The following is a 26,008-nucleotide window of genomic DNA, read 5'->3' as shown; positions in this document are numbered from 1 at the left end:
TTATTATCGGTCAGGAGGTATTTTTATGTGTGGAATTGTTGGTTACGTTGGGGATCGTCAGGCGGCGGAGTTTCTGCTGGATGGGCTTTCAAAGCTGGAGTACCGTGGGTATGATTCGGCGGGCATAGCTGTCTATGACGGCGAAAACATTCGCGTGGAGAAGTGCGTCGGACGTCTTGCGGCACTGCGTGAAAAGATCAAGGGGAATGTCCCTGTGGGCAGCCTCGGCATCGGACATACGCGCTGGGCGACACATGGGCGTCCGTCGGATGTCAACTCCCACCCGCATACGGACTGCCACGGTGACTTTGCCATCGTGCACAACGGCATTATTGAGAACTATCTTTCACTCAAGGAAGAACTTACGGCAAAGGGGCACGTCTTCAAGTCGGAAACGGATACAGAAGTTGTTGTGCACCTCTTGGAGGAGGTTTACAGCGGAGATTTCATCGCGGCAGTGCGTGCCGTTCTAAAGCGTATCGAAGGCTCGTACGCGCTTGCCTTTATGAGCCGCAAGCATCCAGATATGCTTCTCTGCACGAAGCAGGACAACCCACTCATCATTGGGCTAGGTGAGGGGGAAAATTTCATTGCCTCCGACATTCCGGCGATTATTTCACGCACCCGCCGTACCTATATCCTCGGCGATGGGGAGCTTGCCATTGTGCGCAAGGATTCCGTTGAGGTGACGAATCATCTGGGGGAAACTGTCCCGAAGAAGGTATTCGAGGTCACATGGAATGCCGAGGCGGCAGAGAAGGGCGGCTATGAGCATTTCATGCTCAAGGAGATCAACGAGCAGCCGAAGGCAGTGCGCGATACGATGAGTCAGCGCATCACGGCGGATAAGAAGGCGATTTCCTTTGAAGAACTCGCATGGGATGCGGAGTATCTTGGCACCTTCAATAAAATCTACATTGTCGCCTGCGGAACAGCATATCATGCGGGTCTCGTCGGCAAGTACTACATTGAGAAGCTGGCGCGCGTTCTCGTCGAGGTGGATGTCGCCTCCGAGTTCCGTTACCGCGACCCGATTGTCGACGAGCACACGCTTCTGATTGTCGTTTCCCAGTCCGGTGAGACAAGCGACACCCTTGCCGCACTTAAGGAGTCCAAGCGTCGTGGGGCAAAGACACTAGCGATCACGAATGTCGTCGGCTCGTCCATCGCGCGCGAGGCGGATCAGGTTGTCTATACGTGGGCGGGGCCTGAGATCGCAGTCGCATCGACCAAGGCATATACGACGCAGTTGGTTCTCTTTTTCATGCTTGCACTCTATATGGCGGAGATCAAGGGGACGATTGCTGCAGAGCGCACAGCAGAGCTTGTAACGATGCTGCAGGAAATACCGTCGCAGGTCTCGGAGATTTTGTCGGACGTCGACCCGATCAAGACCTTTGCGAAGCAGTACGGCTTCAACGAGGATGTCTTCTACATTGGTCGTGGGCTGGATTACGCCGTTTCGCTTGAGGGCGCACTGAAACTCAAGGAGATCTCCTACATCCATGCCGAGGCGTATGCGGCGGGCGAACTCAAGCACGGAACACTCGCGCTGATCGTTGAGGGCGTGCCCGTGATCGCGCTTGCAACGCAGCGCAATGTCTACGAGAAGACACTCTCCAATATCAAGGAGGTTAAGGCACGCGATGCCGTTGTCATCGGTATTGCGGCAGCGGGAGATACGGAGCTTGAGAAATATGTCGATCACGTCATGCACGTGCCGGCGTCGGATGAGTTCATCATGCCGATCCTCTCCGTCATTCCGCTTCAGCTGCTTGCCTACTATGCCGCGATCACGCGCGGCTGCGATGTGGACAAGCCGCGCAATCTTGCGAAGTCCGTTACCGTCGAATAAATAAGAAAGGAATCACTGATAAAATGAAGTCTGCCAGATTGGCGTAGATTTTTGATCCGAACAAGGAGGCAAACCGGACGCATAGCAATAGCTATGTGGAGGATCGAGGGCGAAGTACGGGCGAAAAAGATGCGTCAAGATGGCGGCGCTGAATTCATCAGTGCTTCCGAAAATAGGGAGAGCAGAGTCCAATGATCGGGCTTTGCTCTTTTTCTTTGGAAAAGGCGTGGACAAAGACCGCATAGTTTGCTATAACTATGTTCATTATGGTAAATGAAACAGCAAGAATCAACATCAACAACATTCTTGAACGCGCTATTGATATTGGGCAGCGTATGCTTGTGACCGGTGCTGAGGTGACCCGTGTGGAGCGCACGATCACCTTTATATGCCGCGCCTATGGAGTCCGCCATGTGGATGTAATGGTTATTACGACCAGCATTATCGTAACGCTGCGCGGAAACGATATCGGGGTCATCACGCAGATGCGGCGCGTGCCGGGGCAGAACTTTGACTTTCAGCGGCTCAAGGCACTCAATCAACTCTCCCGCGAGATCTGTGCCAATCCCATTCCGTCCGATGAAATCAAGGCGCGCATTCATGCGATTGATACGATGGAGACAATTTCGCTCAAGGCTTCTCTGTTCTACTGGGCATTGATCGCTGCAAGCTTCTCCGCATTCTTTGGCGGGCGGTTGGAGGATGCAGTCTGTGCGGGGGTTGTGGGTGTATTCCTGAGGCTTTTGCAGTACCTTCTTGGACAGACGAAGCTGAATCCATATTTTGCGCTCGTCCTTCTCAGCTTCGTCGGCGGTATCCTTGCCAATTCGTTTATGTGGGCGGGAATGGATATTCACCCTGCCGCGATCAATATGGGGAATATCATGCCCGTGATTCCGGGGCTTGCACTGATGAACTCCATCCGTGATATGTTCAGTCAGGAGACCATATCGGGACTCATCAAGAGCGCAGAGGCGTTTATCCTGAGCCTGCTGATTGCGACGGGCTTTGCGTTCAGTGCAACGGGGACGCTGATCGCCTTTCAGACATCGACCTTTGTCTATCTCCTGACCTCGTTTGTCGGTGGATTTTGCTTCCATCTACTCTGGCACGGGCACTTTAAGGATGCTGTCATGGGGGCGGTGGTCTGTATGGTCGCATGGGGATTTACCATTCTGTTTCTGGCACTTGACTGGAACGAGTTCGCGGGGTATTTTGCAGGAGCGGTATTTGCCACGATTGCAGCGGAGATTCTGGCACGTTTTTATAAATGCCCTGCGACGATCTTTCTCATCATCGGTGTCATTGCGATGGTGCCCGGTGGATCGCTCTACCGTACGATGTTCTACGCCGTTGCAGCCGACTGGGAAAAATTTGGAACGCAGGGGATCAAGACCTTCCTCTATGCCGTTTCGATTGCGGCAGGGATTGTCATTGCAACGGCAATTTGGGAGACGGTAAAAGCATGGCTGATGGCGCGGACGAAAAAAGACATTTCACCGTCTGAAACGGCGTGCTGCAATACACCTGAGAGATAAGGGGGAATCTTATGGCGACAGATCCACGCAGCCGCCTGTGGCTGACAATTTTTCTCGGTGTCATGACGGCGATTGCACCGCTCTCGACGGATATGTATCTGCCGGCTCTTCCTGAGGTACAGGCGGATTTCGGTGTATCGACCTCACTCGTGCAGCTGACGCTGACGATGACGACGCTCGGCATGGCACTTGGGCAGATTCTCGCGGGCCCTTTGAGTGATCTTGTCGGTCGGCGCAGACCGCTCTTTGTCGGCATGCTGGTCTTTATCGGAGCGACCCTTGGCTGCGTCCTCGCGGAGGACATCTATCTCTTCCTCTTCTTTCGCTTCTGTGCGGGCTTTGCAGGAGCGAGCGGCATCGTCATTGCGCGTGCGATTGCGCGTGATGTCTGCGAGGGGGCGGAGCTGACGCGCTTCTTTGCCGTGCTTATGATGGTGAATGGATTTGCACCGATCATTGCGCCCGTCATCGGCGGACAGATTCTGCTCTTTGCGAGTTGGCGTGCGACCTTTGTCCTACTGACACTCGTCGGTGTCTTTCTCGCAGGGGCAGCACTCATCTATCAGGAGACGCTTCCACAGGAGGCGCGCAGCGCCAATATGACGGATTCGCTGAAGATATTCCCGATGCTCCTGCGGGATCGGTACTTCCTCGGGCACTGCCTCCTGCAGTGTTTTGTGTTCGGCGCTTTTTTCTCCTATCTGTCCGGCTCGTCGTTTGTCTTTCAAAATGTCTATGCCGTTTCACCACAGGTTTACAGCATGATTTTTGCCGTCATCGGAGCAGGACTGCTGCTCGCAGGCGTCCTGCCGGCGCGACTTGCAGGGCGCGTGCCCGATGTCGTCATGCTGAAATACGCCGTACTTGTACCGCTGTTCGGGAGCATCCTGCTTCTGGCTGGCTTCTGCCTCTCTGCTCCACTTGCCGTGATTCTCGTTGTACTCTTTCTTACGATTGTCCCGCTCTCGGTCATGGGGGCGGCGAGTTTTTCGCTCGCGCTCTCGCGGCAGGGCAAGAATGCGGGCAGCGCATCCGCACTCATTGGCTGCTTCTCCATGCTGCTCGGCGCGTGCATGATGCCCGTGGTCGGAATTGCGGGGGATCATACGGCACTTCCTATGGGGATTGTTATGCTGTCCTGCTATGGTCTTGGCACTGCTGTTTTCTATGGGATGATCGCCGCAGAGCATCACACCATGCGCTGATGCTCTGCAGAAAACTCCATGCAGAGGGGAGATGTCCGTAGGGGATTCGACCAGCTTTCAGCTATCTTTCACCTCGTTTTTGTATACTTCTCCAGAAAAGATCGGATACAATCTGTGGGAGATGGTAGTATGCGCGTGCTTCTGGCAGAAGATGATCTGCGCCTTGGAAAACTCATCCAATATATGTTGGAACAGAATGACATCACGGTTGAATGGGTCACGGACGGCAGTGATATCTACGAGTATGCCACATATACGGAATACGATATTCTGATACTCGACTGGATGATGCCGGGGGAGACGGGAGTCGAAGCATGTGCGCGTCTACGCCGCAATGGCTATGACCGCGCGATCCTCATGCTGACGGCGCGGGACTCGGTGGAGGATCGTGTCACGGGGCTCGATGCGGGGGCGGACGATTATCTCATCAAACCGTTTGAGTTCTCGGAACTGCTTGCGCGTCTGCGCGCACTTGGCCGGCGGGCAACGCAGCGCATTCAACATGAGGTGGACGAAATCGGTGGGTTCAAGCTGAACCGAACGGCAAATATCCTTGAGAAGAATGGCAAAATGATCCAGCTCTCCCCGCGCGAGTTCCAGCTTTTTGATCTCCTTGCGCAGAACATCGGCATCGTTGTACCGCGTGATATCATCCTCGATCGTATATGGGGGCTTGAAGCGGAGGTCAGCTCCAACAATATTGACTCCTATATGAAGATGCTGCGCAAGAAGCTGGATGCAGCAGGGGAGGGCGATGCCATTAAGACAATACGCGGCGTCGGATACAAACTGGAGACATCGCGTTGAACGAGCAAAATGTATTTGGGCGCAGTCGTCTGCGCCTCATGCTTCGTTATGCGCTTGTGATGGGAGGACTTGTCATTGTCCTCCTGTTTGCCATGCACAAGACGATGGAGTGGGCGATTACATCGGAGCAGGCACGTGAACTACTGGATACGGCGGACAGTGTGGCAGAGTCGCAGGTTTATGCAATTCTCCATGCAGGAATGGATGTGGATGAGAACCAGTTGTACCGCAGTACGAATGATCGCCTTTTTTACTATGTCTTTGACGCGCAGGGGCGCCTCGTCAGTTTTTCACGCGCATCTTTCCGCATCGAGTCCTTTGTGCTCGATCTTGTGGGGGGCTGGGATGCCCCCGATGGAGAGGTGCGCGTCTTTACGAAGACGAATGAGCGTGGTATGCCGACGAAGGTGATGATGACCGCGCAGCCGGTTTTCAGTCCTCCGCTGCCGACGCAGACCGTCTACGTCGGCAAGGATGTCACCGCAATGTATAACGGCATGGAAAAGGCGACATGGGCGCTTGCTATTCTTGGAGGGATGGCGCTTATCTTTGCCGCCGCTGTCGGCTATGTACTCTCCGGCGGTGCGATGAAGCCCGTGCGCGAGGCTTATGAAAAGCAGCGTCAGTTTGCCGCAGATGCTTCCCATGAGCTGCGCACTCCGCTTGCCGTTGTTCTCGCCTCCGCCGATCTCCTGCGCAGTGACCCGTCGATTACGTCTCCCTTTTTGAAACAGGTCATCGAGGATGTGCGCGATGAGGTAAAGAAGATGACAAAGCTCGTCAGCGACCTTCTTACCGTGGCGCGTACCGATGGAAAGGCAAACCAGCTGAAACCCGTACGTATGGATCTCGTTGCTGCTGCACAGCAGACGGTGCGTATCATGCGACCCTTTGCAGAAAAAAAGGGAATTGTCATCGCAGAAGATCTGCCAAAGCGTGCAGAGATCTACGCCGACGAGCAAAAAATACGCCAGTTGATCCTCATCCTGGTCGATAATGCCGTCAAATACACACAGGACAAGGGGAAGGTCACCGTTCGCATTCAAGAGGACAAGGGAGCCGTACAGCTCTCTGTTTCTGATACCGGCATTGGCATTGCACCGGAACATCAGGAGCGTATTTTTGATCGCTTTTACCGTGTGGACAAGGTGCGTTCTCGCCGCATGGGTGGGAATGGGCTGGGGCTTGCCATTGCACGTGAGTTTGTAGAAGCACATGGAGGAACGATTTCGGTGGAGAGTGAAACGGGCAAGGGGACGACATTCCGTGTGCAGCTCAAGGCACGCGTGAAAAGTTAGTGAGATGATTGAAATGAAACAGGCGGATATTTTCTTTGCACTCGAAAACGTCACACATGTCTATCAGACTGGGGAAGGAGAGGGGCACGAGGCTCTGTGTGGTGTCAGTCTCTCCATCGCCGCAGGGGAGTTCGTGGCGATACTTGGTGCGAATGGCTCGGGGAAATCGACTCTCGCACGCCACTTGAATGCCCTCCTGCTCCCGACGGAGGGCACTTGTCTTGTGCACGGGTGGGATACGAGGGATGAGGCGCGACAATTCGACATTCGGCAGGATGTTAGCATGGTGTTCCAAAATCCAGACAATCAGATCATCGCGGCGGTTGTGGCAGATGATGTTGCCTTTGGGCCGGAAAATCTCGGTGTGCCGCCTGCGGAGATCCGCAAACGCGTGCAGGATGCACTCGCACTTGTCGGTATGAAATCGTATGCACAGGCAGCGCCCCATCTTCTCTCGGGAGGGCAAAAACAACGCATTGCCATTGCGGGTGCGATTGCCATGCAGACGCGTTGTCTTGTCCTTGACGAGCCGACAGCAATGCTCGATCCGCGCGGCAGAGCGGATGTTCTGAGTGCTGTCAAAATGCTGCATGAGGATCAGGGCATGACGATTGTCTATATCACACATTTCATGGAAGAGGCGATTGCAGCAGACCGTATCGTGCTGATGGACGCAGGGAAAATTGTCATGGACGGCACGCCACATGAGATCTTCGCCCAACCGGAACGCGTACGTGCACTGGGGCTGGATGTACCGCTTGCCGCCGATCTTGCGGAGCGTCTCCGCAGTCGCGGCCGCGATCTCCCACAGGATATTTTGACAGATGAGGAGCTGCTGCAGTGTCTATCCAGATAGAATCTCTTTCTTACACATACATGGAGAATACGCCTCTCTCACACACGGCGCTGCACGATGTTTCGTTGACGATTGCAGAGGGAGCCTTTACGGCGATTGCAGGCGAGACGGGGGCGGGCAAATCGACGCTCATGCAGCTGATCGGCGGTCTTCTCACGCCGACAGCTGGACGGGTTCTCGTGGATGGGGTCAGCCTTCATGGCAAAAACAGGAAGGAAAAAGAGGCGGCACGGGCGGCGCGCTTCCGCGTTGGAATGGTCTTTCAATATCCCGAACATCAGCTCTTTGAAGAAACGGTTTATGAGGATATTGCCTTTGGTCCACGCAATCAGGGGCGAACGGATTCCGAGGTCGAGACCCGTGTGCGGGAGGCGATGGAACTTGTTCATCTGCCGCATACCTATCGCAGTCGATCCCCCTTTGCACTTTCAGGTGGGGAGCGCAGGCGGGTTGCTATTGCCGGTGTCCTTGCTCTTGCACCGCGCTATCTCGTACTCGATGAACCGGCGGCAGGACTTGACCCGCGCGGACGAGAGGCACTGCTCTCCATGCTCACGATGCTGCATCAGGAGCGAAACGTCAGCATTATTCTTGTCTCGCACAGCATGGAGGATATCCTGCGCGTGGCGGAACACTTGGTCATCCTAGCGAATGGACACGTTATTGGTGAGGGGGCGCCGCGCATACTCTTTCAGCGAGATGATCTTCTCATGCAGGCCGCCCTCGCAGCACCGCATTTGCTCACGCTTGGAAAAAAATTGGAGGCTGCCGGGTATCCGGTGGGAGACTGTATGTCGGTCGAAGAAATGGCAGAAAAAATATTGGCGATACAATAAAAAAACCGGACAGTCTGTCCGGTTTTTTTATGCAGAGCGGTCTGTTCACCTGCGCTTGCGCCGCGCTGCTGGATTGTCTGCAGCAGCCTTTTCCTTTTCTGCTGCTTTTTCTTTTTCGCGTGCTTCCTGTAGATAGTAGGAGGGATCTACACCGAGTTCATGGATGAAGTGGTAGAGATCGTTGCCCGTTGGTACTACCTGTATGGATGCTGCACCGTTTTTTTCCTCGGAGAGATCGATCTCAGTGCGTTCATTCAGCAGTTTTCCGTTTACATCGGCAAATAGGATGATAATGGGCGTTGTCGTGCGTCCAAATTTGCTTTCCTTGACGACGGCAAAGCCAAATGTGGTCTTGAGCACCGCTCCCTCCGGATAGAGTGAAACGTTGTTGAAGAATAGCTTTAGAAGATCGGGATCGAATTGCCCCTTATTGATGTTGTGCATAATATTGTAGGCGATGTTTGGCATATACGCCTTCTTGTAGGGGCGTTCACTCGTCAGCGCATCATAGACATCGGCAATCGCTGCAATCTTTGCAAAGCGGTGCATCTCATTGCCCTTGAGCCCGCGCGGATACCCTGTTCCATCAATGTGCTCATGATGCTGTCCCGCGATCGCTGCAAGAATGCTTGCCTTTGGCAGGCCTGGGATCTTCAAGATCCGCCGTGCTCCATCCGCCGGATGTTTCTTCATAATGTCGAATTCGCTGTTGCTCAGGCTGCGATTTTTGTTGAGGATGTCCGTGTGTACGTCGATTTTCCCAAGATCGTGCAGCAGTCCTCCAAGGGTGATGAGCGAGAGATCCTCCTTGGACAGATGACAGAGCATGCCCATCATGGCGGAGAGTACGGCAACATTGACACTGTGTGCAAATGTATAGGCGTCGTGCGTACGAATATCCGTCAGTTGGACGAGATTCTCGTGATGATCAAAAAGATCAAAGACGATAGAGTCGGTCACCTTTTGCAGTGCAGGTATATCCAGCGTTCCATTTTCCTCAATGGACTGAAATGTATTATACACGGCACCGATCGCATTGACGCGTGTCTTCTCTTCAATTACATCCGGCGGCGGAGGAAGCTTGTGGTTTGGATCCATGGAGGTCACTGTAACCGACTGGATACCGAGCTGGTGCATGCGGCGAATGTAATCAATCGTAACCGGCTGCCCCTTGACGAGATAACTTCCTCCTGCTGTGTTGAACAAACTCTGTCCCAGCACCATGCCGTCCTGTAATTTTGAGACAGGTAGTCGTAGCATTTTTCCCCTCGTTTCCCATGTGCTCAGTATTGCTGCATTTCCTTAAAAGCAACAGATTCCCAAATTTAGGAAGCACTGATAAATTCAGCCACGCCATCTTAGCGTATCTTTTTTGCCCGCACTTCGTCGACAAATCCTCCACATAGCCCTTGCTATGCGTCCGGTTTGCCTCCTTGTTCGGACGAAAAAATCTACGCCAATCTGACGGACTTCATTTTATCAGCGATTCCTTTATTTTCAGTTTACATGAAATACTATGTTTTGTAAAGATGTATTCCGCTGTGTGGCGCAAGCGCATCTTGTGCCTCCTCATCATTGTAAGCGCTGTGGGAATATGTTATAATCGCTTATCTTGACGATTCCTTGAGGAAGGAGGGGCTATGACAAAAACGTATCCGGGCATTATTCTGCGTGTCTTGGAGGGCAGTATTGCCGAAGAACTGGAGCTTGTGCCGGGGGATAAGATTCTCCGGGTCAACGATATGCCTCTGCGCGACATCATCGATTTCAGCTTTGCAATGGCGGATGAGGAGATCGAACTCCTTGTGGAACATGCGAACGGCGAGCAGGAACTCATTGCATTCGACAAGGACTATGACGAGGACTTTGGCGTGGAGTTCGAGCATGCCGTCTTTGACGGGATTCGTTCGTGCGCCAACCACTGCTATTTCTGCTTTGTCGATATGATTGCGCCGGATATGCGCCACAGCCTTTCCATCAAGGATGATGACTACCGCCTTTCCTTTCTCTATGGCAATTTTGTGACGCTCACGAATATGGGCGCAGCGGACTTCTCGCGCATCGCGCGCTTTCATCTTTCGCCGCTCTATGTTTCTGTCCAGTGCACAAATCCTGCACTTCGTGCTGAGATTTTGCGCTATAAGGGGGCTGCGGACATTCTTGGACAGCTGGAAAAGCTTGAAAACGCAGGTGCAGACTACCATACGCAGGTTGTCCTCTGCTACGGCCTGAACGACGGCGAGGAGCTTGAGCGCACGATCCGTGATGTTACGGCGCGGCGTCCCCATGCACTCTCGCTCGCGATTGTCCCTGTAGGGCTTACAAAACACCGTACGGATCCCTTTCCTCTTGTGCAGTTTGACCGTGCGGGTGCCATGCGTGTGATCGATCAGGTGGAAGCGTGGCAGCAGCAGATCCGTGCGGAGGAAGGACGCACCTTCATCTATTTGGCTGATGAGTTTTACTTCCTTGCGGGACGTGAAGTTCCGCCCGCAGAGATGTACGATGGATTCCCTCAGTTGGACAATGGGATCGGACTAACGCGCAATTTTATCGAGGATTGGATGTCGGTTGGTGATTCCATCGAGGACGAAAACGACGATACGCAGCTTGCTGTTGTCAGTGGGACGGCTGTTGCCCCCGTGATGGAGCAGCTCGCACGTGAGATTGATCCCGATGGTCGGCGGATCCATGTGCTGCCCGTTGTCAATGAGCATTTTGGAGAAACCGTCAATGTTTCGGGGCTTCTTACGGGGCATGATATAACCGAGGCGCTGCGTACGCTTGATGCCCCCGTAGAGGGCGTGCTGATTCCTGCCTCTGCACTGCGTGAGGGGGAGGATGTATTTTTGGATGATGTCTCTCTTGAAGATATGCGGACATCGTTTCCCACCATCCGGATTGAGCCGGTAGCAACGGGGCGCGACTATCGGGAGGCACTCGCTGCGTGGAGCGGGTACCACCGTGAACGCCCAAACGGCGGATATACATGGCAGAGCAATGCGGGCTATACGCAGTCTGTCGCAGCACTGAACAGGTAGAAGGAGAGGAGAGAAGCGATGAGCAAGCCCATCGTAGCAGTCGTCGGGCGACCCAATGTCGGAAAGTCGACGCTGTTCAATCAGATTGGCAAGAAGCGCGTTTCCATTGTCGATGATATGCCAGGTGTGACACGTGACCGCATCTATATGGATGCGGAGTGGCTGAACCATGAGTTTACCATCATTGACACGGGGGGGATTGAGTTCGACGAGAGTGATCATATCCTTCGCTCCATGCGCAGTCAGGCTGAACTTGCGATGGAGGAAGCGGATGTCATTCTCTTCCTTGTCGATGGGCGCGCGGGGCTGACCACCTCCGATGAGGAGGTGGGACGTATTCTGCGGCGCACGAAAAAGCCTGTGGTTCTTGCCGTTAACAAGATCGACAGCTTTGAGCGCGAGGCACTGATCTATGATTTCTATGCACTCGGCCTCGGAGATCCGATCCCGATTTCCGCTTCGAATGCGATGAATCTCGGTGATCTGCTGGATGCGGTTGTGGCGGCATTTCCGGAGGATCTGGGGGATGGCATCGAGTCCGATGAGATTGCGATTGCCGTTGTCGGGCGTCCGAATGTCGGAAAATCCTCGCTCGTAAATCGTCTTCTGGGGGAGGAGCGTGTCATTGTCAGCGATGTACCTGGAACGACCCGGGATGCGATTGATACACACTTCACGCGGGACGGCGCGAAATATCTCCTCATCGATACGGCGGGGATGCGCCGTAAAGGGAAGATTACCCTTCCTGTTGAGCGTTACAGTGTCATGCGTTCGCTGCGTGCCATCGACCGTGCGGGCGTCGTCCTCATGGTCATCAATGCCGCAGAAGGCATTCTGGAACAGGATACGAAGATCGCGGGCTACGTCCACGAATCCGGCAAGGGTGTTATCATTGTCGTCAACAAATGGGATATTTTTCCCGAAAAGAACGATAAGTCGACGCTGCGGTTCACGGATGAGCTGCGGGATAAACTTGGCTTTCTCCAATACGCGCCTGTACTCTATACGTCTGCACTTACGGGGCAACGCGTCGAGCGTGTAACGGAGCTGGTCAAATATGTCGCGGAACAGCAGTCCATGCGCATCAAGACGAGCGTACTCAACGAGCTGATCCGTGACGCGGTCTCGGTCAATCCACCGCCGACAAAGAAGGGCAAACAGCTCAAGATTCTCTTTGTTACACAGGTGGGAATCGTACCGCCGACGTTTATCATCTTTGTCAATGATCCGGAGCTCATGCACTTCTCCTATCTGCGCTTCATCGAGAACCGTCTGCGCGAAAGCTTTGGCTTCGAAGGGACGCCGCTTCGTCTTGTCGTGCGTGCGCGCAAGGAGGAGGAATGAGCGTGGAATATATTATCACGGCGGCTGCAGCCTATTTGATCGGTTCCATCCCGAGTGGGCTGATTCTTGGAAAACTCTTTTGGCACACGGATCTGCGGGAGCACGGGAGTCATAACATCGGCGCGACAAATGCGTGGCGTACGCTCGGGAAGGGTGCCGGCATTGCTGTCTTTATTGCGGACAGTCTCAAAGGGCAGGCGGGTGTCATGCTCGGGCTTTCCCTTGTCGGCACTCCGCTTGCTGCTGTTGTCGGTGGGCTCCTAGCCATCATTGGGCACAGTTTTTCGCTTTTTCTCCGTTTTCACGGTGGAAAAGGGGTTGCCACATCGCTTGGTGTTCTGAGTATGCTGATGGGTGACGTGACCTTCATGCTCTTTGTCCTTTGGTTTACGATTGTGTATGTGACACGCTATGTTTCACTCGGCTCTGTGGTGGCGGGGGGACTTGCCCCCATTCTTGCAGCACTCTTTGGCTACCCGATGGAGTATCTCCTGTTTACTGCGATCGCCGCTGTCCTTGTCATTGTTCGCCATCGCGAGAATATCAAGCGTCTGATGAATGGGACGGAGAATAAAATCTAGCTTTCATTTGGCGCGTGCCTTCATCTATGGTATAATTTGACCGTCTATTATAACAATCTTTCTATCCATCGGGGGAATAATCTATGAAAATTGACATGACGGGTGTCTATCTCGTGCGGGAGGAGATTCTTCCGAAAGCGATCAAGAAGACGATTCTTGCCAAGGAAATGATCAACCGCGGCGAAGTCCGTACCGTCAATGAGGCGGTTGCCAAGGCGAATCTCAGCCGCAGTGCATATTACAAGTATAAGGATTACGTGTATTCGTTCTTTGAGGCGACGCGCGATAAGATTGTTACGCTTGCACTTTTGATCAGCCATCGGAGCGGCACCTTGCAGGCAGTTCTCAAGGTCATTGCCGAGGAGGGCGGCAACGTCATGACGATCAATCAGGGGCTTCCCGCGCGCGGGGCGGCAACGGTGTGATGTTGTATAAATAAAGTTGACAACTTCTTCGCAAGGATTTTAGATAAGGTCAAAGAGGAGAAGGAGAGGTCAAAATGGCAGCAAACAGGCAATACGATGACGAATTTAAGGTGCAGGCAATCAAGCTGGCGCAGGAAATCGGTCAAGCGAAAGCCGCCAAAGAGCTAGGAATTTCCAAGAATACGATGTATACATGGACACGCGCACAACGTCTTGGATATTTGGATCTTGGGTGTGGCACGCAAACACCGCAGAGTGCCCTGAGCTTGCACGAGGAGCTCGTGCAGCTTCGCGCCCAGCTCAAGGCGCAGGATAAGGAAATTCGACGTTTGAAGAAAGAGAATGACTTTCTGGAAGAAGCAAGCGCTTTTTTCGCCGCGAGCCGTCTGAAGTCAACAAAAACGAACGTATGAAGTTTATTGCGTTCAAGACAGCAGACGGCACACACAAAGGGAATATCAGTTTTTATTGCAGACTGCTCCATGTCACAAGACAGGGATTTTATCAGTATCTGGTAAGCAAAGACCGCCCATGGAAATATCAGGAGCTTGCCGATGCCATGATGCAGATCCATGCAGAGGATGAATGCAACGATACCTACGGAAGAATCCGCATGTATCAGGCACTCAAGATCAAGCAGCCAGAAGGCATCCATGTTCCGAGTGAACGCACCGTTTACCGCATTATGGAAGAGATCGGCTTGAGTCATCGTCCCAATCATAAGCCGAACGGTATCACAAAAGTAGATCGGCAGGCACAGATGTCGGAGGATCTCCTGCACCGTGATTTTCATGCCGACACACCGCTTTCCAAGTGTGTCACTGACCTGACAGAGATTCCAGCGTGTGACGGAAAACTCTATATTTCAGCACTCTTTGACTGCTATGACGCCGGCGTGCTCGGACTTTCTGTGGATACGAATATGAGGGCTTCTCTGTGTGTGCAGATGCTTGATAACGCCATGATTTCCTACCCGATGCTCAGGGGAGCAATCCTGCACTCGGATCGCGGCAGCCAGTACACGAGTCAGCTGTATCGGGAGGCAATCCAACACTATGGAATCCGTCAAAGTATGAACAGTGCCGGTGGACGCTGTCATGATAACGCGCGTTGTGAGAGCATGTGGGCACGCATGAAATCGGAGCTTCTCTATGGACGCTATGACACAAAGAAAATGACAACGGAAGAGTTGAAGGTTCTGGTTTGGCGATACTTCATGAGCTATTGGAACAACCGCCGAATTTGTTCAACAAACGGTGGGCTTCCTCCGATGGTGAAGCGTCGACAGTTCTATGACTCCATTGCCGCGACTGCTTAAGCATTCGTTTCCTTGTGAGAAATTTGTCAACTGTTCTTGACAATATCAGNNACCGCCTAATTTGTTCAACAAACGGTGGGCTTCCTCCGATGGTGAAGCGTCGACAGTTCTATGACTCCATTGCCGCGACTGCTTAAGCATTCGTTTCCTTGTGAGAAATTTGTCAACTGTTCTTGACAATATCAGTGCACATCTCGCTTGAGACGGCAAACCTGCACAATGACCTGCAGACTCTCCTTGAGAGGGTGGATGTGGTCGATGGCGTGCAGAAACTTGAAGTGATCGGGCAGGCTTGAAATGGGGGATAAAATTCGGTGAATACGATTCAGATAGCACTTCTCGGGGCGGGAACGGTCGGCTCGGGCGTTGTACGTACGCTTGCGATGAATGCGCATACAATCACGGGGCGCAGCGGGGCACATATTGAGATCAAGAAGATTCTTGTGCGTGATGCGAAAAAGCATCGTCCAGAAGCCGAGGGGATTGCCTTAACGGATAATTTCGATGAAATTCTGAATGACGAAGAAATCTCCGTTGTCGTCGAGGTGATGGGCGGGATTTCCCCCGCAAAGGACTATATGCTGCGTGCGATGGCGGCGGGCAAGCACGTTGTTACAGCGAATAAAGATGTGATTGCGGAACATCTCGCCGAACTCTATGCCGCTGCGGATCAAAACAATGTTGATTTCCTCTATGAGGCAAGTGTGGGCGGCGGTATTCCCATCATCAAGCCGCTGAAGGAATGCTTGACGGCGAACAGCATTTCGGAGATCATGGGAGTTGTCAACGGAACGACGAACTATATGCTGACGAAGATGACAGAGAAACACGTTAGCTACGATGCCGTTCTGCGCCGTGCGCAGGAAAAGGGCTACGCGGAAGCAAACCCATCGGCAGATGTGGATGGTCTCGATGCAGCACGCAAGGCGGCGATTCTTGCATCAATTGCCTTCGATACGGTAATCGGATTCGAAGATGTTTCCGTCGAAGGCATCTCGCACATTACGGAGGATGACATCGAATACGGTCTGAATCTCGGCTATGTCATCAAACTCCTTGCAGTCGGACGTAATACGGAGGAGGGCATTGATGTCCGTGTTCATCCCGTATTTCTCCCGAAAACGCATCCACTTGCCTCAGTGAACGGTGTGTTCAATGCGATTTTTGTGCGCGGCAATGTGATCGGTGACGCGATGTTCTACGGACGCGGTGCGGGCTCTCTGCCGACGGCATCTGCGGTGGTCGCGGATATCATCGAGATCGCACGCGACATTGTGTCCGGCACGACGGGCAGGATGAAGTACCGGATCGGGGAAAAGAAGAAGCTCTGCCCTGTGGAAAAGACAAGATCCTCCTACTATCTGCGCCTTGTTGTTGCAGATGAGCCGGGCGTACTCGGTGAGATTGCCATGACGTTCGGACGGGCAGAGGTCAGTCTCAAGTCTGTGATTCAGGCGCGTTGGACGGAGGAGGGCGATGCGGAGATCGTCGCTGTGACCCATGTCGTGACGCATGCGGCCGCCTCCGCTGCCGCGGAGGCTCTGCGTGCACTGCCTGTCGTACGCGAGGTGCGCAGCCTGATCCGCGTTGCAGACGGGCAGGAGGATTGGCTATGAATGAGCGATCGGTACGGGTTCGGGTTCCTGCGACCAGCGCGAATCTCGGTCCCGGTTTTGATGCCCTCGGGATTGCCTGTACACTCTACAATGAGATGACACTCGTCCTTACGCATGAGCCGGGGCTTCATATCTCTGCGCGCGGCGAGGGGGCGGCGTACATTCCATCGGATGAGCGCAACATTGTGTGGAAATCCATTCAGTACCTTTTGCAGCGTGCGGAGCGCACGGATGAATTTCGAGGCGCAAAGATCCGCATGAGTAATCGAATTCCGCTTTCGCGCGGGCTTGGCAGCAGTGCGACGGCGATTGTTGCGGGACTGACGGCGGCAAATGCCCTTCTGGACAATCCGTTCAGCCGCGATGATCTCCTGCAGCTTGCGACGGATATTGAGGGGCACCCAGATAACGTTGCACCTGCGATCTACGGTGGATTTACGGTGAATACGGTGACAAACGGTCATGTGGAATGTTTTTCGTTTTTGCCGCGTATTTTTATGCGCTTCGTCGTCATGGTACCGGACTTCTACCTCTCGACAAAGTCTGCCAGAGAGGTGCTGCCCGTCGAGGTGCCGATGAAGGATGCCGTATACAACATCAGTCATGCAGCGATGATGGTTGCTGCGCTTGCGCGCGGTTCGGAGCAGCATCTTGAAAATGCCTTTGCAGATGCGCTCCATCAAAACTATCGCGCCCCGCTGATTCCGGGGATGTTCGATGTGTTTGCCGCAGCAAAGAAGGCAGGGGCTTATGGTGCTGCGCTCAGCGGTGCGGGACCATGCCTCATCGCCTTTGTTCCGGAGCATCGAAAGTGTACGGAGGATGTGGCTGCTGCCATGCAGGCGGCGTTCCGCGCACATGAGGTTGAGGCACGTCCGCTGCATTTGCGCTTCGATACGAAGGGGGCGCGCGTTCTGCGCCGGAGGGAGCGCCCAGCTTCCAAACGATGATTTTTGCCGATTTCATAGTTCATCTCAAAAATGGCTGTGAAATCGGTAAATTTTTTGAGAAAATGCTTGAAAAATATGCAATATAGGTGTATATTTATAAAATCTTTTCGGAGATGAAATGGAGGGGATGAAATGAAGGCAAGTATTATCGGAGCGTCCGGCTATGCGGGAGAAGAGCTGATTCGCTTGCTGCATGGACATCCGCAGGTCGAGATTACATATATGACCTCGGAGCGTCATACGGGAAAGAGCATATCTTCGCTTTATCCACATTTGATAAATATTTATGACAGTAAACTCGAATCCATGGAAAATGTTCGCCATATTGCCGAGGACAGCGATGTCATCTTTATCGCACTTCCGCATGGTCACGCAATGAAGATTGCACAGACGGTTTCGGATCTTCCCGTACGCATCATTGATTTAGGGGCGGACTATCGGTTTACAGATACAGCCATCTATGAGGAATGGTATCATGTGAAGCATACGGATCCGAATGCAGATCGCGCTTACGGGCTTGCGGAGCTTTATCGTGCACAGGTGAAACAGGCGCGTATCATAGGAAATGCGGGCTGCTACACAACGGCAAGTATTTTAGCCCTCGCGCCGCTTGTGAAAACGCATCTTGTGCGAGTGGACAGCATTCTGGTCGATGCGGTGTCCGGCGTATCGGGAGCGGGACGTTCTCCGAAGGAGAGTACGCATTATCCCGAGTTCTATGACAGCTTTACGGCGTATGGTGCAGTAGCGCACCGACATACACCGGAGATCGAACAGGCTCTTTGTGACATGGGAGGTACGCCTGTCACCATCAACTTTACGCCGCACCTCGCACCGATCTCACGCGGCATTCTGGCGACTTGCTACGCAGATCTGCGTGAAGACGTTGCTCCCGAGCAGGTTGATGCTGCGTTCGAGGAGCTGTATGCGGGGGAGTTCTTTATCCGTCTGGGTGGGCGCGGTGCATATCCGGCAACGAAGTATGTGCGCGGTACAAACTACTGTGATATTGCATGGCACATCGACCCGCGCACGCACCGCGTCATCGTCTTCTCCGCGATTGACAATCTCGTCAAAGGAGCGGCAGGACAGGCGATTCAAAATATGAATATTGCATTCGGGTTGAGTGAGCGCATGGGACTTGATCTCGTGCCCATGTATCCGTGAGAAAATGGAGGAACATCATGTTTAGTGAAGCAAATGCAAAAGCAGGGGTTACGTTCCCGAAAGGATTTCAGGCTGCCGGTGTCAAGGCGGGCATCAAAAAGAGCGGAAATCTCGATGTAGCCGTAATCTATACGGAGAAGAAAGCCGTCGTTGCGGGAACATTTACGAAGAATGCTGTCGTGGCAGCGCCTGTGCATGTCTCCAAGGAAGTCGTTGCGACGCATACGGCACATGCCATCGTTGCAAATGCCGGCTGTGCGAATGCCTGCACGGGCGCGCAGGGCGAAGCGGATGCCGCAGCCATGCAGCGGATTGCAGCGGATGCGCTCGGCTGCTCCGCACAGGATGTCATTGTCGGCTCGACGGGCATCATCGGTCAGCTCCTGCCGATGGATAAGGTGGAGCAGGGAATCCATGCAGCAGTGAAGAATCTTTCCGTGGATGGAAGTGTGGATGCGGGCAACGCGATCATCACGACGGATACCTATTCAAAGGCGGGGGCGACCTCGGTCATGATCGGCGGCAAGGAAGTCCGCTTCGGCATCATTGCCAAAGGTTCCGGTATGATACGGCCCGATATGGCGACGGTGCTCTGCTTCATCACGACGGATGCGGATATCGACGGCATGCTCCTGCAGGAGGCGCTTTCCGAGGTCATAGAGCACAGCCTCAATATGATTTCGATTGACGGTGATATGAGTACGAATGATATGGCGATCGTACTGGCCAACGGCGCTGCAGGAAATCCGAAGATCACGGAGAAGAACGCCGACTATGAAGCATTCAAGGAAACGCTTCTCGCGCTCTGTCAGGGGATTTCGGAGAAGATTGCGGCAGACGGTGAGGGTGCAACGAAGTTCATCACCGTTCATGTGAAGGGCGCAAAATCATTTACCGATGCGAAGACGGTCGGAATGAGTGTTGCGAACAGTCCACTCGTCAAGACGGCGTTCTTCGGTGAAGATCCGAACTGGGGGCGCGTGATCTGTGCGGTCGGCTATGCAGGCGTACCGATGGATCCGAACCATACGACGGTGCAGTTTGGCGGTATTCCCGTCTATGCAGATGGTGTGGGGGTGTCCTATGACGAAGATGCTCTGCGTGCGGTGATGACGGCGCATGATATCGTTGTCGAGGTCGATTTGAAAGACGGAGATTCCGAGGCAAAGGTCTGGACCTGTGACTTCTCCTACGAATACGTAAAGATCAACGGTGAGTATCATACCTGAAAGGAGGGATTCGATGTACTCCGATCAGGACAAGGCGGAGATTCTCGTAGACGCACTTCCCTACATTCAGGAGTTCTACGGGAAGACCGTCGTCATTAAATACGGCGGTAATGCCATGATTAACGACGAACTCAAGGAAAATGTCATGCGCGATGTGGCACTGATGAAGTTCGTTGGAATTCGCCCGATTCTCGTGCATGGAGGGGGACCTGAGATCACGGGCTTTCTCAAAAAGGTCGGCAAGGAATCTACATTCGTTTCAGGGCTTCGCGTAACGGATGAGGAAACGGTGGAGATTGCCGAGATGGTCTTGGATGGCAAGCTGAACTCTGAGATTGTGGGGCTTCTCAATCTGCGCGGCGTGCGCGCGGTCGGACTCAGCGGCAAGGACGCGGGGCTGATCAAGGCGCGGAAGAAGCTCGCCACCATGTATGAAAATGATGAAGCTCGTCAGGTTGACATTGGCTATGTCGGCGAGGTCACGGAGATCGACACGGGCATTATCGCAGATCTCCTCGATCAGGGCTATGTCCCCGTTGTCGCTCCCATCGGTATGGGGGCGGATGCGGAGAGCTATAATATCAATGCGGATTATGTTGCCGCCGAGATTGCGGGAGCACTGCGGGCGGAGAAAATGCTGCTCCTTACGGATGTCGAAGGGGTTTACAAGGATTTTTCGGATAAGGACAGCCTGATCTCCCAGCTGCGCATGAGCGAGGCAAAGGAGTATATCCGCAGCGGCGTGATTGAGGGCGGCATGATTCCAAAGGTGGAGGCGTGTCTCCGCGCACTTGAGGCGGGTGCGAACAAGGCTCACATCATCGATGGGCGTCTCGCACATTCGATCATCTTGGAGATATTTACCTCACGCGGTATCGGAACAATGGTGCTTCCGTAGACAGGAGCGATGATGAAGAACGAAAGTGAGATTATCGCAAGAGACACAGAGAATTATCTGCCTGTTTTCTCGCGTTATCCGATTGTCCTCGACCACGGGGACGGCTCGTATGTATGGGATTTGAATGGGCGAAAATATCTCGATGCACTCGGCGGCATTGCTGTGAATGTGCTCGGGCATAACTATGCGCCGCTTGTGAATGCAATTGCCGATCAGGCAAGACGGCTCATCCACGTTTCAAATCTCTACTACACCGAGCCGCAGGCGGATGCGGCGGCAAAGCTGTCCGAGCTGACGGGAGGAGGCAAGGTCTTCTTCGGGAACTCGGGGGCTGAGGCAAACGAGGGGGCAATCAAGGCTGCGCGCAAGTACGCGCATACGATCCGCTCCGAAAAATCGCAGATCATCACGGCACTTGGCAGCTTTCACGGACGCACGCTCGCCACGCTGACGGCAACGGGGCAGGAGAAGTTTCACAAGGGCTTCGAGCCGCTGCCGCAGGGCTTTGACTATGTGCCGTACAACGATATTGCGGCACTCGAAGCGCGGATGAACGAGAATACGGCAGCCGTGATGCTTGAGCCGATTCAGGGCGAGGGCGGTGTCCGTACGCCTGCGGATGGATATTTGCAGCAGGTGCGGGCACTCTGCGATCAGTACGATGCTCTCCTGATCTTTGATGAGATCCAGACGGGGATGGGGCGTACGGGGACTTTCTACGCATACGAAATGTATGGTGTCACGCCGGATATTGTGACGCTTGCAAAGGGGCTTGCGGGCGGCGTTCCCATCGGTGCATTTATCGTCACGGAGAAGGTTGCTGCGGCATTTCATGCGGGCGATCATGGATCAACGTTCGGTGGGAACCCGCTCGCGTGTGCGGCGGCAAATGTCGTGCTGGATGTGATTGCGGATGACGCGTTTTTGAGCCGTGTCAAAGCAGTTGGCACGCACTTCAAACAGAAGTTGGAGGATTTTCGGACAAAATACCCGGCGTATATCGTCGACGTGCGCGGCACGGGGCTGATTCTCGGCATGGAGATGCAGAAGAACGAGGTCGCGGCGGCAATCGCCCGGCGAATGCTGGAGCAGGGCGTCATCATCAACTGTACGGCGGGGAATGTCCTGCGCTTTATCCCACCGCTAATTTTTACGAAGAATGAAGTGGATGAACTTGTCTGCGTATTGGACGATTGTGTCCTTGACATATATGACCAAGGGGGACTATGATGAAAAAGGGCATGGACTTACTCTCCATCCATGAACTCAGTGCGGGGGATGTGGAGGAAATTCTGACGCTTGCCGCTGATCTGAAGGCGAAACAGAAGGCGGGCATTCCGCACCCCCTGCTTGCGGGGAAGACGCTCGGCATGATCTTTGAGAAGTCCTCGACGCGGACGCGCGTGTCCTTTGAGGTCGGTATGTACCAGCTCGGCGGGCAGGCACTCTTTCTCAGCAGCCGCGACCTGCAGCTTGGGCGCGGCGAGCCGATCAAGGATACGGCGCGCGTGCTCTCGCGCTATCTCGACGGCATCATGATCCGTACCTACGGACATGATCGCATTGAGGAGCTGGCGCGCTATGCGGATATCCCCGTCATCAATGCGCTCAGCGACCTCCTGCATCCATGTCAGGCACTGACCGATCTGCTTACGATTCGTGAGTACAAGGGCAAGAATCTCGCGGGGCTCAAGATGGCATACGTCGGCGACGGCAACAATATGACGCACTCGCTCATGTATGCGGCAGCAAAGGTCGGAATGCACTTCGCGGCGGCAACTCCCGAGGGCTACGAGCCAAATGCCGAGGTTGTTGCAAACGCAAAGGCGGATGCAGCGGCAACGGGAGCAACGATCACAATCACGCACAATCCGATGGAAGCGGTTGCGGGCGCAGATGTCATCGTCACGGACACGTGGGCGAGCATGGGGCAGGAGGCGGAGCACGACACACGCACGGCGGTCTTCCGTCCCTATCAGGTGAATTGGGAACTCGTTGCCGAGTCAGGCGATGCGCGCTGCATCGTTATGCACTGTCTGCCTGCCTATCGGGGAGAGGAGATTACGGAGGATGTCTTTGAGGAGTTTTCCGATGTGATCTTCGACGAGGCGGAGAACCGCCTCCACGTCCAAAAGGCAATCATGACACTCGTTATGGGTGACTGATTTATATTTCTAAGGAGATGTTTCAAACATGGCAAAGCAGATCAAAAAAGTAGTTCTGGCATATTCCGGCGGTCTCGATACGTCGGTCATCATCCCGTGGCTGAAGGAGCACTATGACAACTGCGAGGTCATCGCTGTCTGTGCCGATGTCGGGCAGGGGGAGGAACTCGATCCCGTGCATGACAAGGCACTTGCCTCCGGCGCATCGAAGGTGTATATTGTCGATTTGACGCAGGAGTTCCTTGAGGAGTATGTCTGGCCGACACTCAAGGCGGGAGCCGTCTACGAGGGCAAGTATCTGCTTGGCACATCGTTTGCACGTCCCGTGATTGCAAAGGCCCTTGTCGATATTGCCAAGCGTGAGGGCGCGGATGCCATCGCACACGGCGCGACGGGCAAGGGCAACGATCAGGTGCGCTTTGAACTGACGGTGAAGGCACTCGCGCCAAACCTTCAGATCATCGCCCCGTGGCGCGAGTGGGATCTCGATTCCCGCACGGCTGAGATCGCATACGCAAAGAAGCACGGCATCCCCGTTGCGACGGAGAACAAGACGTACAGCATGGATCGCAACATCTGGCACCTCTCCCACGAGGGTTCTGATCTTGAGGATCCCGCGAACGAGCCGAAGAACTCCATGTTTCTCATCTCGTGCGCACCCGAGGATGCGCCGGATACGCCGGAATACGTTTCCATCTCGTTCGAGAAGGGCATTCCCGTTGCTGTCAACGGCGAGAAACTCGGTGCAGTCGAACTCTTGACAAAGCTGAACGAGGTCGGCGCGCGCAACGGTGTCGGCATCGTCGATATCTGCGAGAACCGTCTCGTCGGCATGAAGTCGCGTGGTGTGTATGAGAACCCGGGCGGTTCGATCCTCTACTATGCACATCGCGAGCTTGAGTATCTCTGCCTTGACCGCGCAACCTATCACTACAAGGAGGGGCTTGCCATCCGCTACGGCGAGCTCGTCTACGATGGTATGTGGTTCTGCCAGCTGCGCGAGGCGCTTGCTGCGTTCGTGGACAGTACGCAGGAGACCGTGACGGGGGAGGTGCGCCTCAAACTCTACAAGGGCAATATCATCTCTGCCGGTGCAACGTCGCCGTATTCCCTCTACAGTCAGGAATTCGTCACGTTCGAGCATGACGATGTCTATAACCAGGCGGATGCGACGGGCTTTATCAACCTCTTCGGACTGCCGCTCAAGGTGCGTGCACTCATGCAGGAGGGGCAGAAGTAATGAGCGAGAAGCTCTGGGGGGGACGCTTCTCCAAGACGACGGATGAGATGATCAACGAGTTTCAGGCGTCCATTGGATTTGACCGCCGAATGTACCGCGAGGATATTGCGGGATCGCTCGCACACGCCGAAATGTTGGCGAAGGTGGGGATTCTCTCGGAGGAGGATCGCGCGGCGATTGAGAAGGGGCTGCGTGACATCCTCGCGCAGATCGAGCGCGGAGAATTTACGTTCAGCGTCGAACTTGAAGATATTCACATGAATATCGAGAAGCGTCTCACTGAGGCGATCGGCGAGGCGGGCAGCCGCCTCCATACGGCACGAAGCCGCAACGATCAGGTCGCACTCGATACGCATATATATGTACGGCATGCCGTTGTGGATGTGCTGGATCGTATCAGGGAACTTCAGGCGGCACTTGTCGAATCCGCAGCCACACACAAAAAGGTCATTATGCCTGGATATACGCATCTGCAGCGTGCCCAGCCCATCCTTTTTGCCCATCATCTCATGGCGTACTTCGGTATGCTATCGCGTGATTTTGAGCGCTTTCAGGGGGTCTATGCGCGGACGGATATCATGCCGCTCGGCGCAGGTGCACTTGCGGGTACGACACTGCCGATTGACCGTGCATTTGTCGCAAAGCGGCTGAACTTTGAGCGCATCTATACGAACAGTTTGGATGCGGTCAGTGACCGTGACTATATTCTCGAATTCCTTTCAGCGGCGTCCATTCTCATGGTTCATCTCTCGCGGCTCTCGGAGGAAATCATACTCTGGTGCTCGCGTGAATTCTCATTTGTCGAACTGGACGACGCGCACTGCACGGGGTCGTCCATGATGCCGCAGAAGAAAAATCCCGATGTCTCCGAACTCGTGCGCGGCAAGACGGGGCGCGTGGTCGGTCATCTTATGGCAATGCTTACGGCGGTCAAAGGGCTCCCGCTTGCCTACAACAAGGACTTACAGGAGGATAAGGAGGGGCTGTTTGACACCATTGACACGGTGAAATTCAGCCTTGCCGTCTACGCACAGCTCATTCGTGGAATGAAGGTTCGTGCGGATGTGATGCGTCACGCCGTCGAAGCGGACTTCTCGAACGCGACCGATCTCGCAGATTATCTGGTGCGCAAGGGGATGCCGTTCCGTCAGGCACACAGCGTCTCGGGACAGGCGGTCGCACTCTGTATCGAGCGCGGGCTATGGCTTTCCGATTTGCCGCTGGCGGACTATCAGAAACTCTCCGCGCTCTTTGCGGAAGACGTGTACGAGGCAATCCGTCCCGAGACCTGCGTCGCGTGTCGAAACTCATACGGCGGAACCTCGTACGAGCAGGCGGAAATGCAGCTGGGTGCGGCAGAGGTGTTGATGGCGGAGGAGACACGCCTCATCTCTGCACTTACGAAGAAGCAGGATGTTCTCTAAGGAATCACTGATAAAATAGATCCTCAGATTGGCGCAGATTTTTTCGTCCGATTGAGGCAGCAAACCGGACGCATAGCCAAAGCTATGTTGATATTGTCAAGAACAGTTGACAAATTTCTCACAAGGAAACGAATGCTTAAGCAGTCGCGGCAATGGAGTCATAGAACTGTCGACGCTTCACCATCGGAGGAAGCCCACCGTTTGTTGAACAAATT

The 26,008-nt window shown here is 54.1% G+C and carries 23 protein-coding genes and 2 pseudogenes; 23 read left to right on the top strand and 2 right to left on the bottom strand.

The genetic code is table 11. The features are described 5' to 3' along the window. The first annotated feature begins 25 nt into the window (after positions 1–25). From glmS to C8273_RS05940, 7 genes are all read left to right on the top strand, one after another. The gene (gene glmS / locus C8273_RS05980; RefSeq protein ID WP_106626871.1) at positions 26–1,855 is read left to right on the top strand and encodes a glutamine--fructose-6-phosphate transaminase (isomerizing); all 1,830 of its coding nucleotides are present in this window, start codon (positions 26–28) and stop codon (positions 1,853–1,855) included. A gap of 257 nt (positions 1,856–2,112) precedes the next feature. After that, a complete protein-coding gene (locus C8273_RS05965; RefSeq protein ID WP_106626870.1) occupies positions 2,113–3,393 on the top strand; it encodes a threonine/serine exporter family protein in 1,281 nt (426 codons plus the stop codon). A gap of 11 nt (positions 3,394–3,404) precedes the next feature. Then, complete coding sequence (locus C8273_RS05960; protein ID WP_106626869.1) at positions 3,405–4,598, top strand: multidrug effflux MFS transporter; 1,194 nt, start codon at positions 3,405–3,407, stop codon at positions 4,596–4,598. 129 nt (positions 4,599–4,727) lie between these two features. Further along, positions 4,728–5,405, top strand: a complete 678-nt coding sequence (locus C8273_RS05955; RefSeq protein WP_106626868.1) for a response regulator transcription factor — start codon at positions 4,728–4,730, stop codon at positions 5,403–5,405. After that, a complete protein-coding gene (locus C8273_RS05950) occupies positions 5,402–6,703 on the top strand; it encodes a sensor histidine kinase (protein WP_106626867.1) in 1,302 nt (433 codons plus the stop codon). Before C8273_RS05955 ends, C8273_RS05950 begins: the two co-directional genes overlap by 4 nt. 4 nt (positions 6,704–6,707) lie before the next feature. Beyond that, the gene (locus C8273_RS05945; protein ID WP_106626866.1) at positions 6,708–7,559 is read left to right on the top strand and encodes an energy-coupling factor transporter ATPase; all 852 of its coding nucleotides are present in this window, start codon (positions 6,708–6,710) and stop codon (positions 7,557–7,559) included. Then, positions 7,544–8,395: an energy-coupling factor transporter ATPase gene (locus tag C8273_RS05940; protein WP_106626865.1), complete on the top strand. Its 852-nt coding sequence runs from the start codon at positions 7,544–7,546 to the stop codon at positions 8,393–8,395. The genes C8273_RS05945 and C8273_RS05940 overlap by 16 nt, the downstream gene beginning before the upstream one ends. A gap of 45 nt (positions 8,396–8,440) precedes the next feature. Here the strand turns inward: C8273_RS05940 and C8273_RS05935 are convergent, their stop codons facing one another. After that, positions 8,441–9,655 carry an HD-GYP domain-containing protein gene (locus C8273_RS05935; protein ID WP_106626864.1) on the bottom strand — a complete coding sequence of 405 codons (1,215 nt, stop codon included), beginning with the start codon at positions 9,653–9,655 and terminating at the stop codon, positions 8,441–8,443. 67 nt (positions 9,656–9,722) lie between these two features. Then, positions 9,723–9,870 (bottom strand): annotated as a pseudogene (locus C8273_RS13130) (secretion protein HlyD); the annotation flags it as partial. Positions 9,871–10,035: 165 nt separating this feature from the next. On the opposite strand from C8273_RS13130, the gene C8273_RS05925 reads away from it, so the two are divergent. The 16 genes and pseudogenes from C8273_RS05925 (at position 10,036) to argH (ending at position 25,793) form a co-directional block, all read left to right on the top strand. Next, positions 10,036–11,436, top strand: coding sequence for a DUF512 domain-containing protein (locus tag C8273_RS05925; RefSeq protein ID WP_106626863.1), 1,401 nt, complete (start codon positions 10,036–10,038; stop codon positions 11,434–11,436). An 18-nt stretch (positions 11,437–11,454) separates the two neighbouring features. Continuing rightward, on the top strand, positions 11,455–12,780 hold the full coding sequence (gene der / locus C8273_RS05920) for a ribosome biogenesis GTPase Der (protein ID WP_106626862.1): 1,326 nt from the start codon (positions 11,455–11,457) through the stop codon (positions 12,778–12,780). Between the two features lie 2 nt (positions 12,781–12,782). Beyond that, the gene (gene plsY, locus C8273_RS05915; protein ID WP_407695405.1) at positions 12,783–13,361 is read left to right on the top strand and encodes a glycerol-3-phosphate 1-O-acyltransferase PlsY; all 579 of its coding nucleotides are present in this window, start codon (positions 12,783–12,785) and stop codon (positions 13,359–13,361) included. An 83-nt stretch (positions 13,362–13,444) separates the two neighbouring features. After that, positions 13,445–13,780: pseudogene (locus tag C8273_RS05910) on the top strand (ACT domain-containing protein); the annotation flags it as partial. Between the two features lie 80 nt (positions 13,781–13,860). Beyond that, positions 13,861–14,199 (top strand): transposase, encoded by a 339-nt coding sequence (locus C8273_RS05905; RefSeq protein WP_106626145.1) that lies wholly within the window; start codon positions 13,861–13,863, stop codon positions 14,197–14,199. Beyond that, positions 14,196–15,104 carry an IS3 family transposase gene (locus C8273_RS05900; RefSeq protein WP_106626146.1) on the top strand — a complete coding sequence of 303 codons (909 nt, stop codon included), beginning with the start codon at positions 14,196–14,198 and terminating at the stop codon, positions 15,102–15,104. The genes C8273_RS05905 and C8273_RS05900 overlap by 4 nt, the downstream gene beginning before the upstream one ends. A 173-nt stretch (positions 15,105–15,277) precedes the next feature. Next, complete coding sequence (locus C8273_RS13375) at positions 15,278–15,400, top strand: hypothetical protein (protein ID WP_267895797.1); 123 nt, start codon at positions 15,278–15,280, stop codon at positions 15,398–15,400. Positions 15,401–15,418: 18 nt separating this feature from the next. After that, entirely contained in the window at positions 15,419–16,720 is a 1,302-nt protein-coding gene (locus C8273_RS05895) for a homoserine dehydrogenase (RefSeq protein WP_106626860.1), read from the top strand. After that, positions 16,717–17,670: a homoserine kinase gene (gene thrB, locus C8273_RS05890; RefSeq protein WP_106626859.1), complete on the top strand. Its 954-nt coding sequence runs from the start codon at positions 16,717–16,719 to the stop codon at positions 17,668–17,670. Before C8273_RS05895 ends, thrB begins: the two co-directional genes overlap by 4 nt. Before the next feature lie 132 nt (positions 17,671–17,802). After that, entirely contained in the window at positions 17,803–18,837 is a 1,035-nt protein-coding gene (gene argC / locus C8273_RS05885; protein WP_106626858.1) for an N-acetyl-gamma-glutamyl-phosphate reductase, read from the top strand. A gap of 17 nt (positions 18,838–18,854) precedes the next feature. Next, on the top strand, positions 18,855–20,066 hold the full coding sequence (gene argJ, locus C8273_RS05880; protein WP_106626857.1) for a bifunctional glutamate N-acetyltransferase/amino-acid acetyltransferase ArgJ: 1,212 nt from the start codon (positions 18,855–18,857) through the stop codon (positions 20,064–20,066). A gap of 13 nt (positions 20,067–20,079) precedes the next feature. Further along, positions 20,080–20,964, top strand: coding sequence for an acetylglutamate kinase (gene argB, locus C8273_RS05875; protein ID WP_106626856.1), 885 nt, complete (start codon positions 20,080–20,082; stop codon positions 20,962–20,964). Positions 20,965–20,976: 12 nt separating this feature from the next. After that, a complete protein-coding gene (locus tag C8273_RS05870; protein WP_106626855.1) occupies positions 20,977–22,194 on the top strand; it encodes an acetylornithine transaminase in 1,218 nt (405 codons plus the stop codon). Then, positions 22,194–23,129 carry an ornithine carbamoyltransferase gene (argF, locus tag C8273_RS05865; protein WP_106626854.1) on the top strand — a complete coding sequence of 312 codons (936 nt, stop codon included), beginning with the start codon at positions 22,194–22,196 and terminating at the stop codon, positions 23,127–23,129. Before C8273_RS05870 ends, argF begins: the two co-directional genes overlap by 1 nt. 28 nt (positions 23,130–23,157) lie before the next feature. Continuing rightward, complete coding sequence (locus C8273_RS05860) at positions 23,158–24,369, top strand: argininosuccinate synthase (protein ID WP_106626853.1); 1,212 nt, start codon at positions 23,158–23,160, stop codon at positions 24,367–24,369. Next, positions 24,369–25,793, top strand: coding sequence for an argininosuccinate lyase (gene argH, locus C8273_RS05855; protein WP_106626852.1), 1,425 nt, complete (start codon positions 24,369–24,371; stop codon positions 25,791–25,793). Before C8273_RS05860 ends, argH begins: the two co-directional genes overlap by 1 nt. The last annotated feature ends 215 nt before the right edge of the window (positions 25,794–26,008 follow it).

The organism is Candidatus Centipeda massiliensis, from assembly GCF_900290285.1.
Classification (GTDB): Bacteria; Bacillota; Negativicutes; order Selenomonadales; family Selenomonadaceae; genus Centipeda; species Centipeda massiliensis.
Note: the sequence above shows the minus strand (reverse complement) of the source record. Positions and strands in the feature narration are given on the sequence as shown.

Bases quoted from the DNA above. Each gene is read 5' to 3' on its own strand.
- argC (WP_106626858.1), top strand. From the start codon at position 17,803: ATGAAGGCAAGTATTATCGGAGCGTCCGGCTATGCGGGAGAAGAGCTG.
- argH (WP_106626852.1), top strand. From the start codon at position 24,369: ATGAGCGAGAAGCTCTGGGGGGGACGCTTCTCCAAGACGACGGATGAG.
- C8273_RS05945 (WP_106626866.1), top strand. From the start codon at position 6,708: ATGATTGAAATGAAACAGGCGGATATTTTCTTTGCACTCGAAAACGTC.
- C8273_RS05955 (WP_106626868.1), top strand. From the start codon at position 4,728: ATGCGCGTGCTTCTGGCAGAAGATGATCTGCGCCTTGGAAAACTCATC.
- argF (WP_106626854.1), top strand. From the start codon at position 22,194: ATGAAAAAGGGCATGGACTTACTCTCCATCCATGAACTCAGTGCGGGG.
- C8273_RS05900 (WP_106626146.1), top strand. From the start codon at position 14,196: ATGAAGTTTATTGCGTTCAAGACAGCAGACGGCACACACAAAGGGAAT.
- C8273_RS05905 (WP_106626145.1), top strand. From the start codon at position 13,861: ATGGCAGCAAACAGGCAATACGATGACGAATTTAAGGTGCAGGCAATC.
- C8273_RS05860 (WP_106626853.1), top strand. From the start codon at position 23,158: ATGGCAAAGCAGATCAAAAAAGTAGTTCTGGCATATTCCGGCGGTCTC.
- C8273_RS05965 (WP_106626870.1), top strand. From the start codon at position 2,113: ATGTTCATTATGGTAAATGAAACAGCAAGAATCAACATCAACAACATT.
- der (WP_106626862.1), top strand. From the start codon at position 11,455: ATGAGCAAGCCCATCGTAGCAGTCGTCGGGCGACCCAATGTCGGAAAG.
- C8273_RS05935 (WP_106626864.1), bottom strand. From the start codon at position 9,655: ATGCTACGACTACCTGTCTCAAAATTACAGGACGGCATGGTGCTGGGA.
- C8273_RS05870 (WP_106626855.1), top strand. From the start codon at position 20,977: ATGAAGAACGAAAGTGAGATTATCGCAAGAGACACAGAGAATTATCTG.
- C8273_RS05925 (WP_106626863.1), top strand. From the start codon at position 10,036: ATGACAAAAACGTATCCGGGCATTATTCTGCGTGTCTTGGAGGGCAGT.
- glmS (WP_106626871.1), top strand. From the start codon at position 26: ATGTGTGGAATTGTTGGTTACGTTGGGGATCGTCAGGCGGCGGAGTTT.
- argJ (WP_106626857.1), top strand. From the start codon at position 18,855: ATGTTTAGTGAAGCAAATGCAAAAGCAGGGGTTACGTTCCCGAAAGGA.
- C8273_RS05960 (WP_106626869.1), top strand. From the start codon at position 3,405: ATGGCGACAGATCCACGCAGCCGCCTGTGGCTGACAATTTTTCTCGGT.
- thrB (WP_106626859.1), top strand. From the start codon at position 16,717: ATGAATGAGCGATCGGTACGGGTTCGGGTTCCTGCGACCAGCGCGAAT.
- argB (WP_106626856.1), top strand. From the start codon at position 20,080: ATGTACTCCGATCAGGACAAGGCGGAGATTCTCGTAGACGCACTTCCC.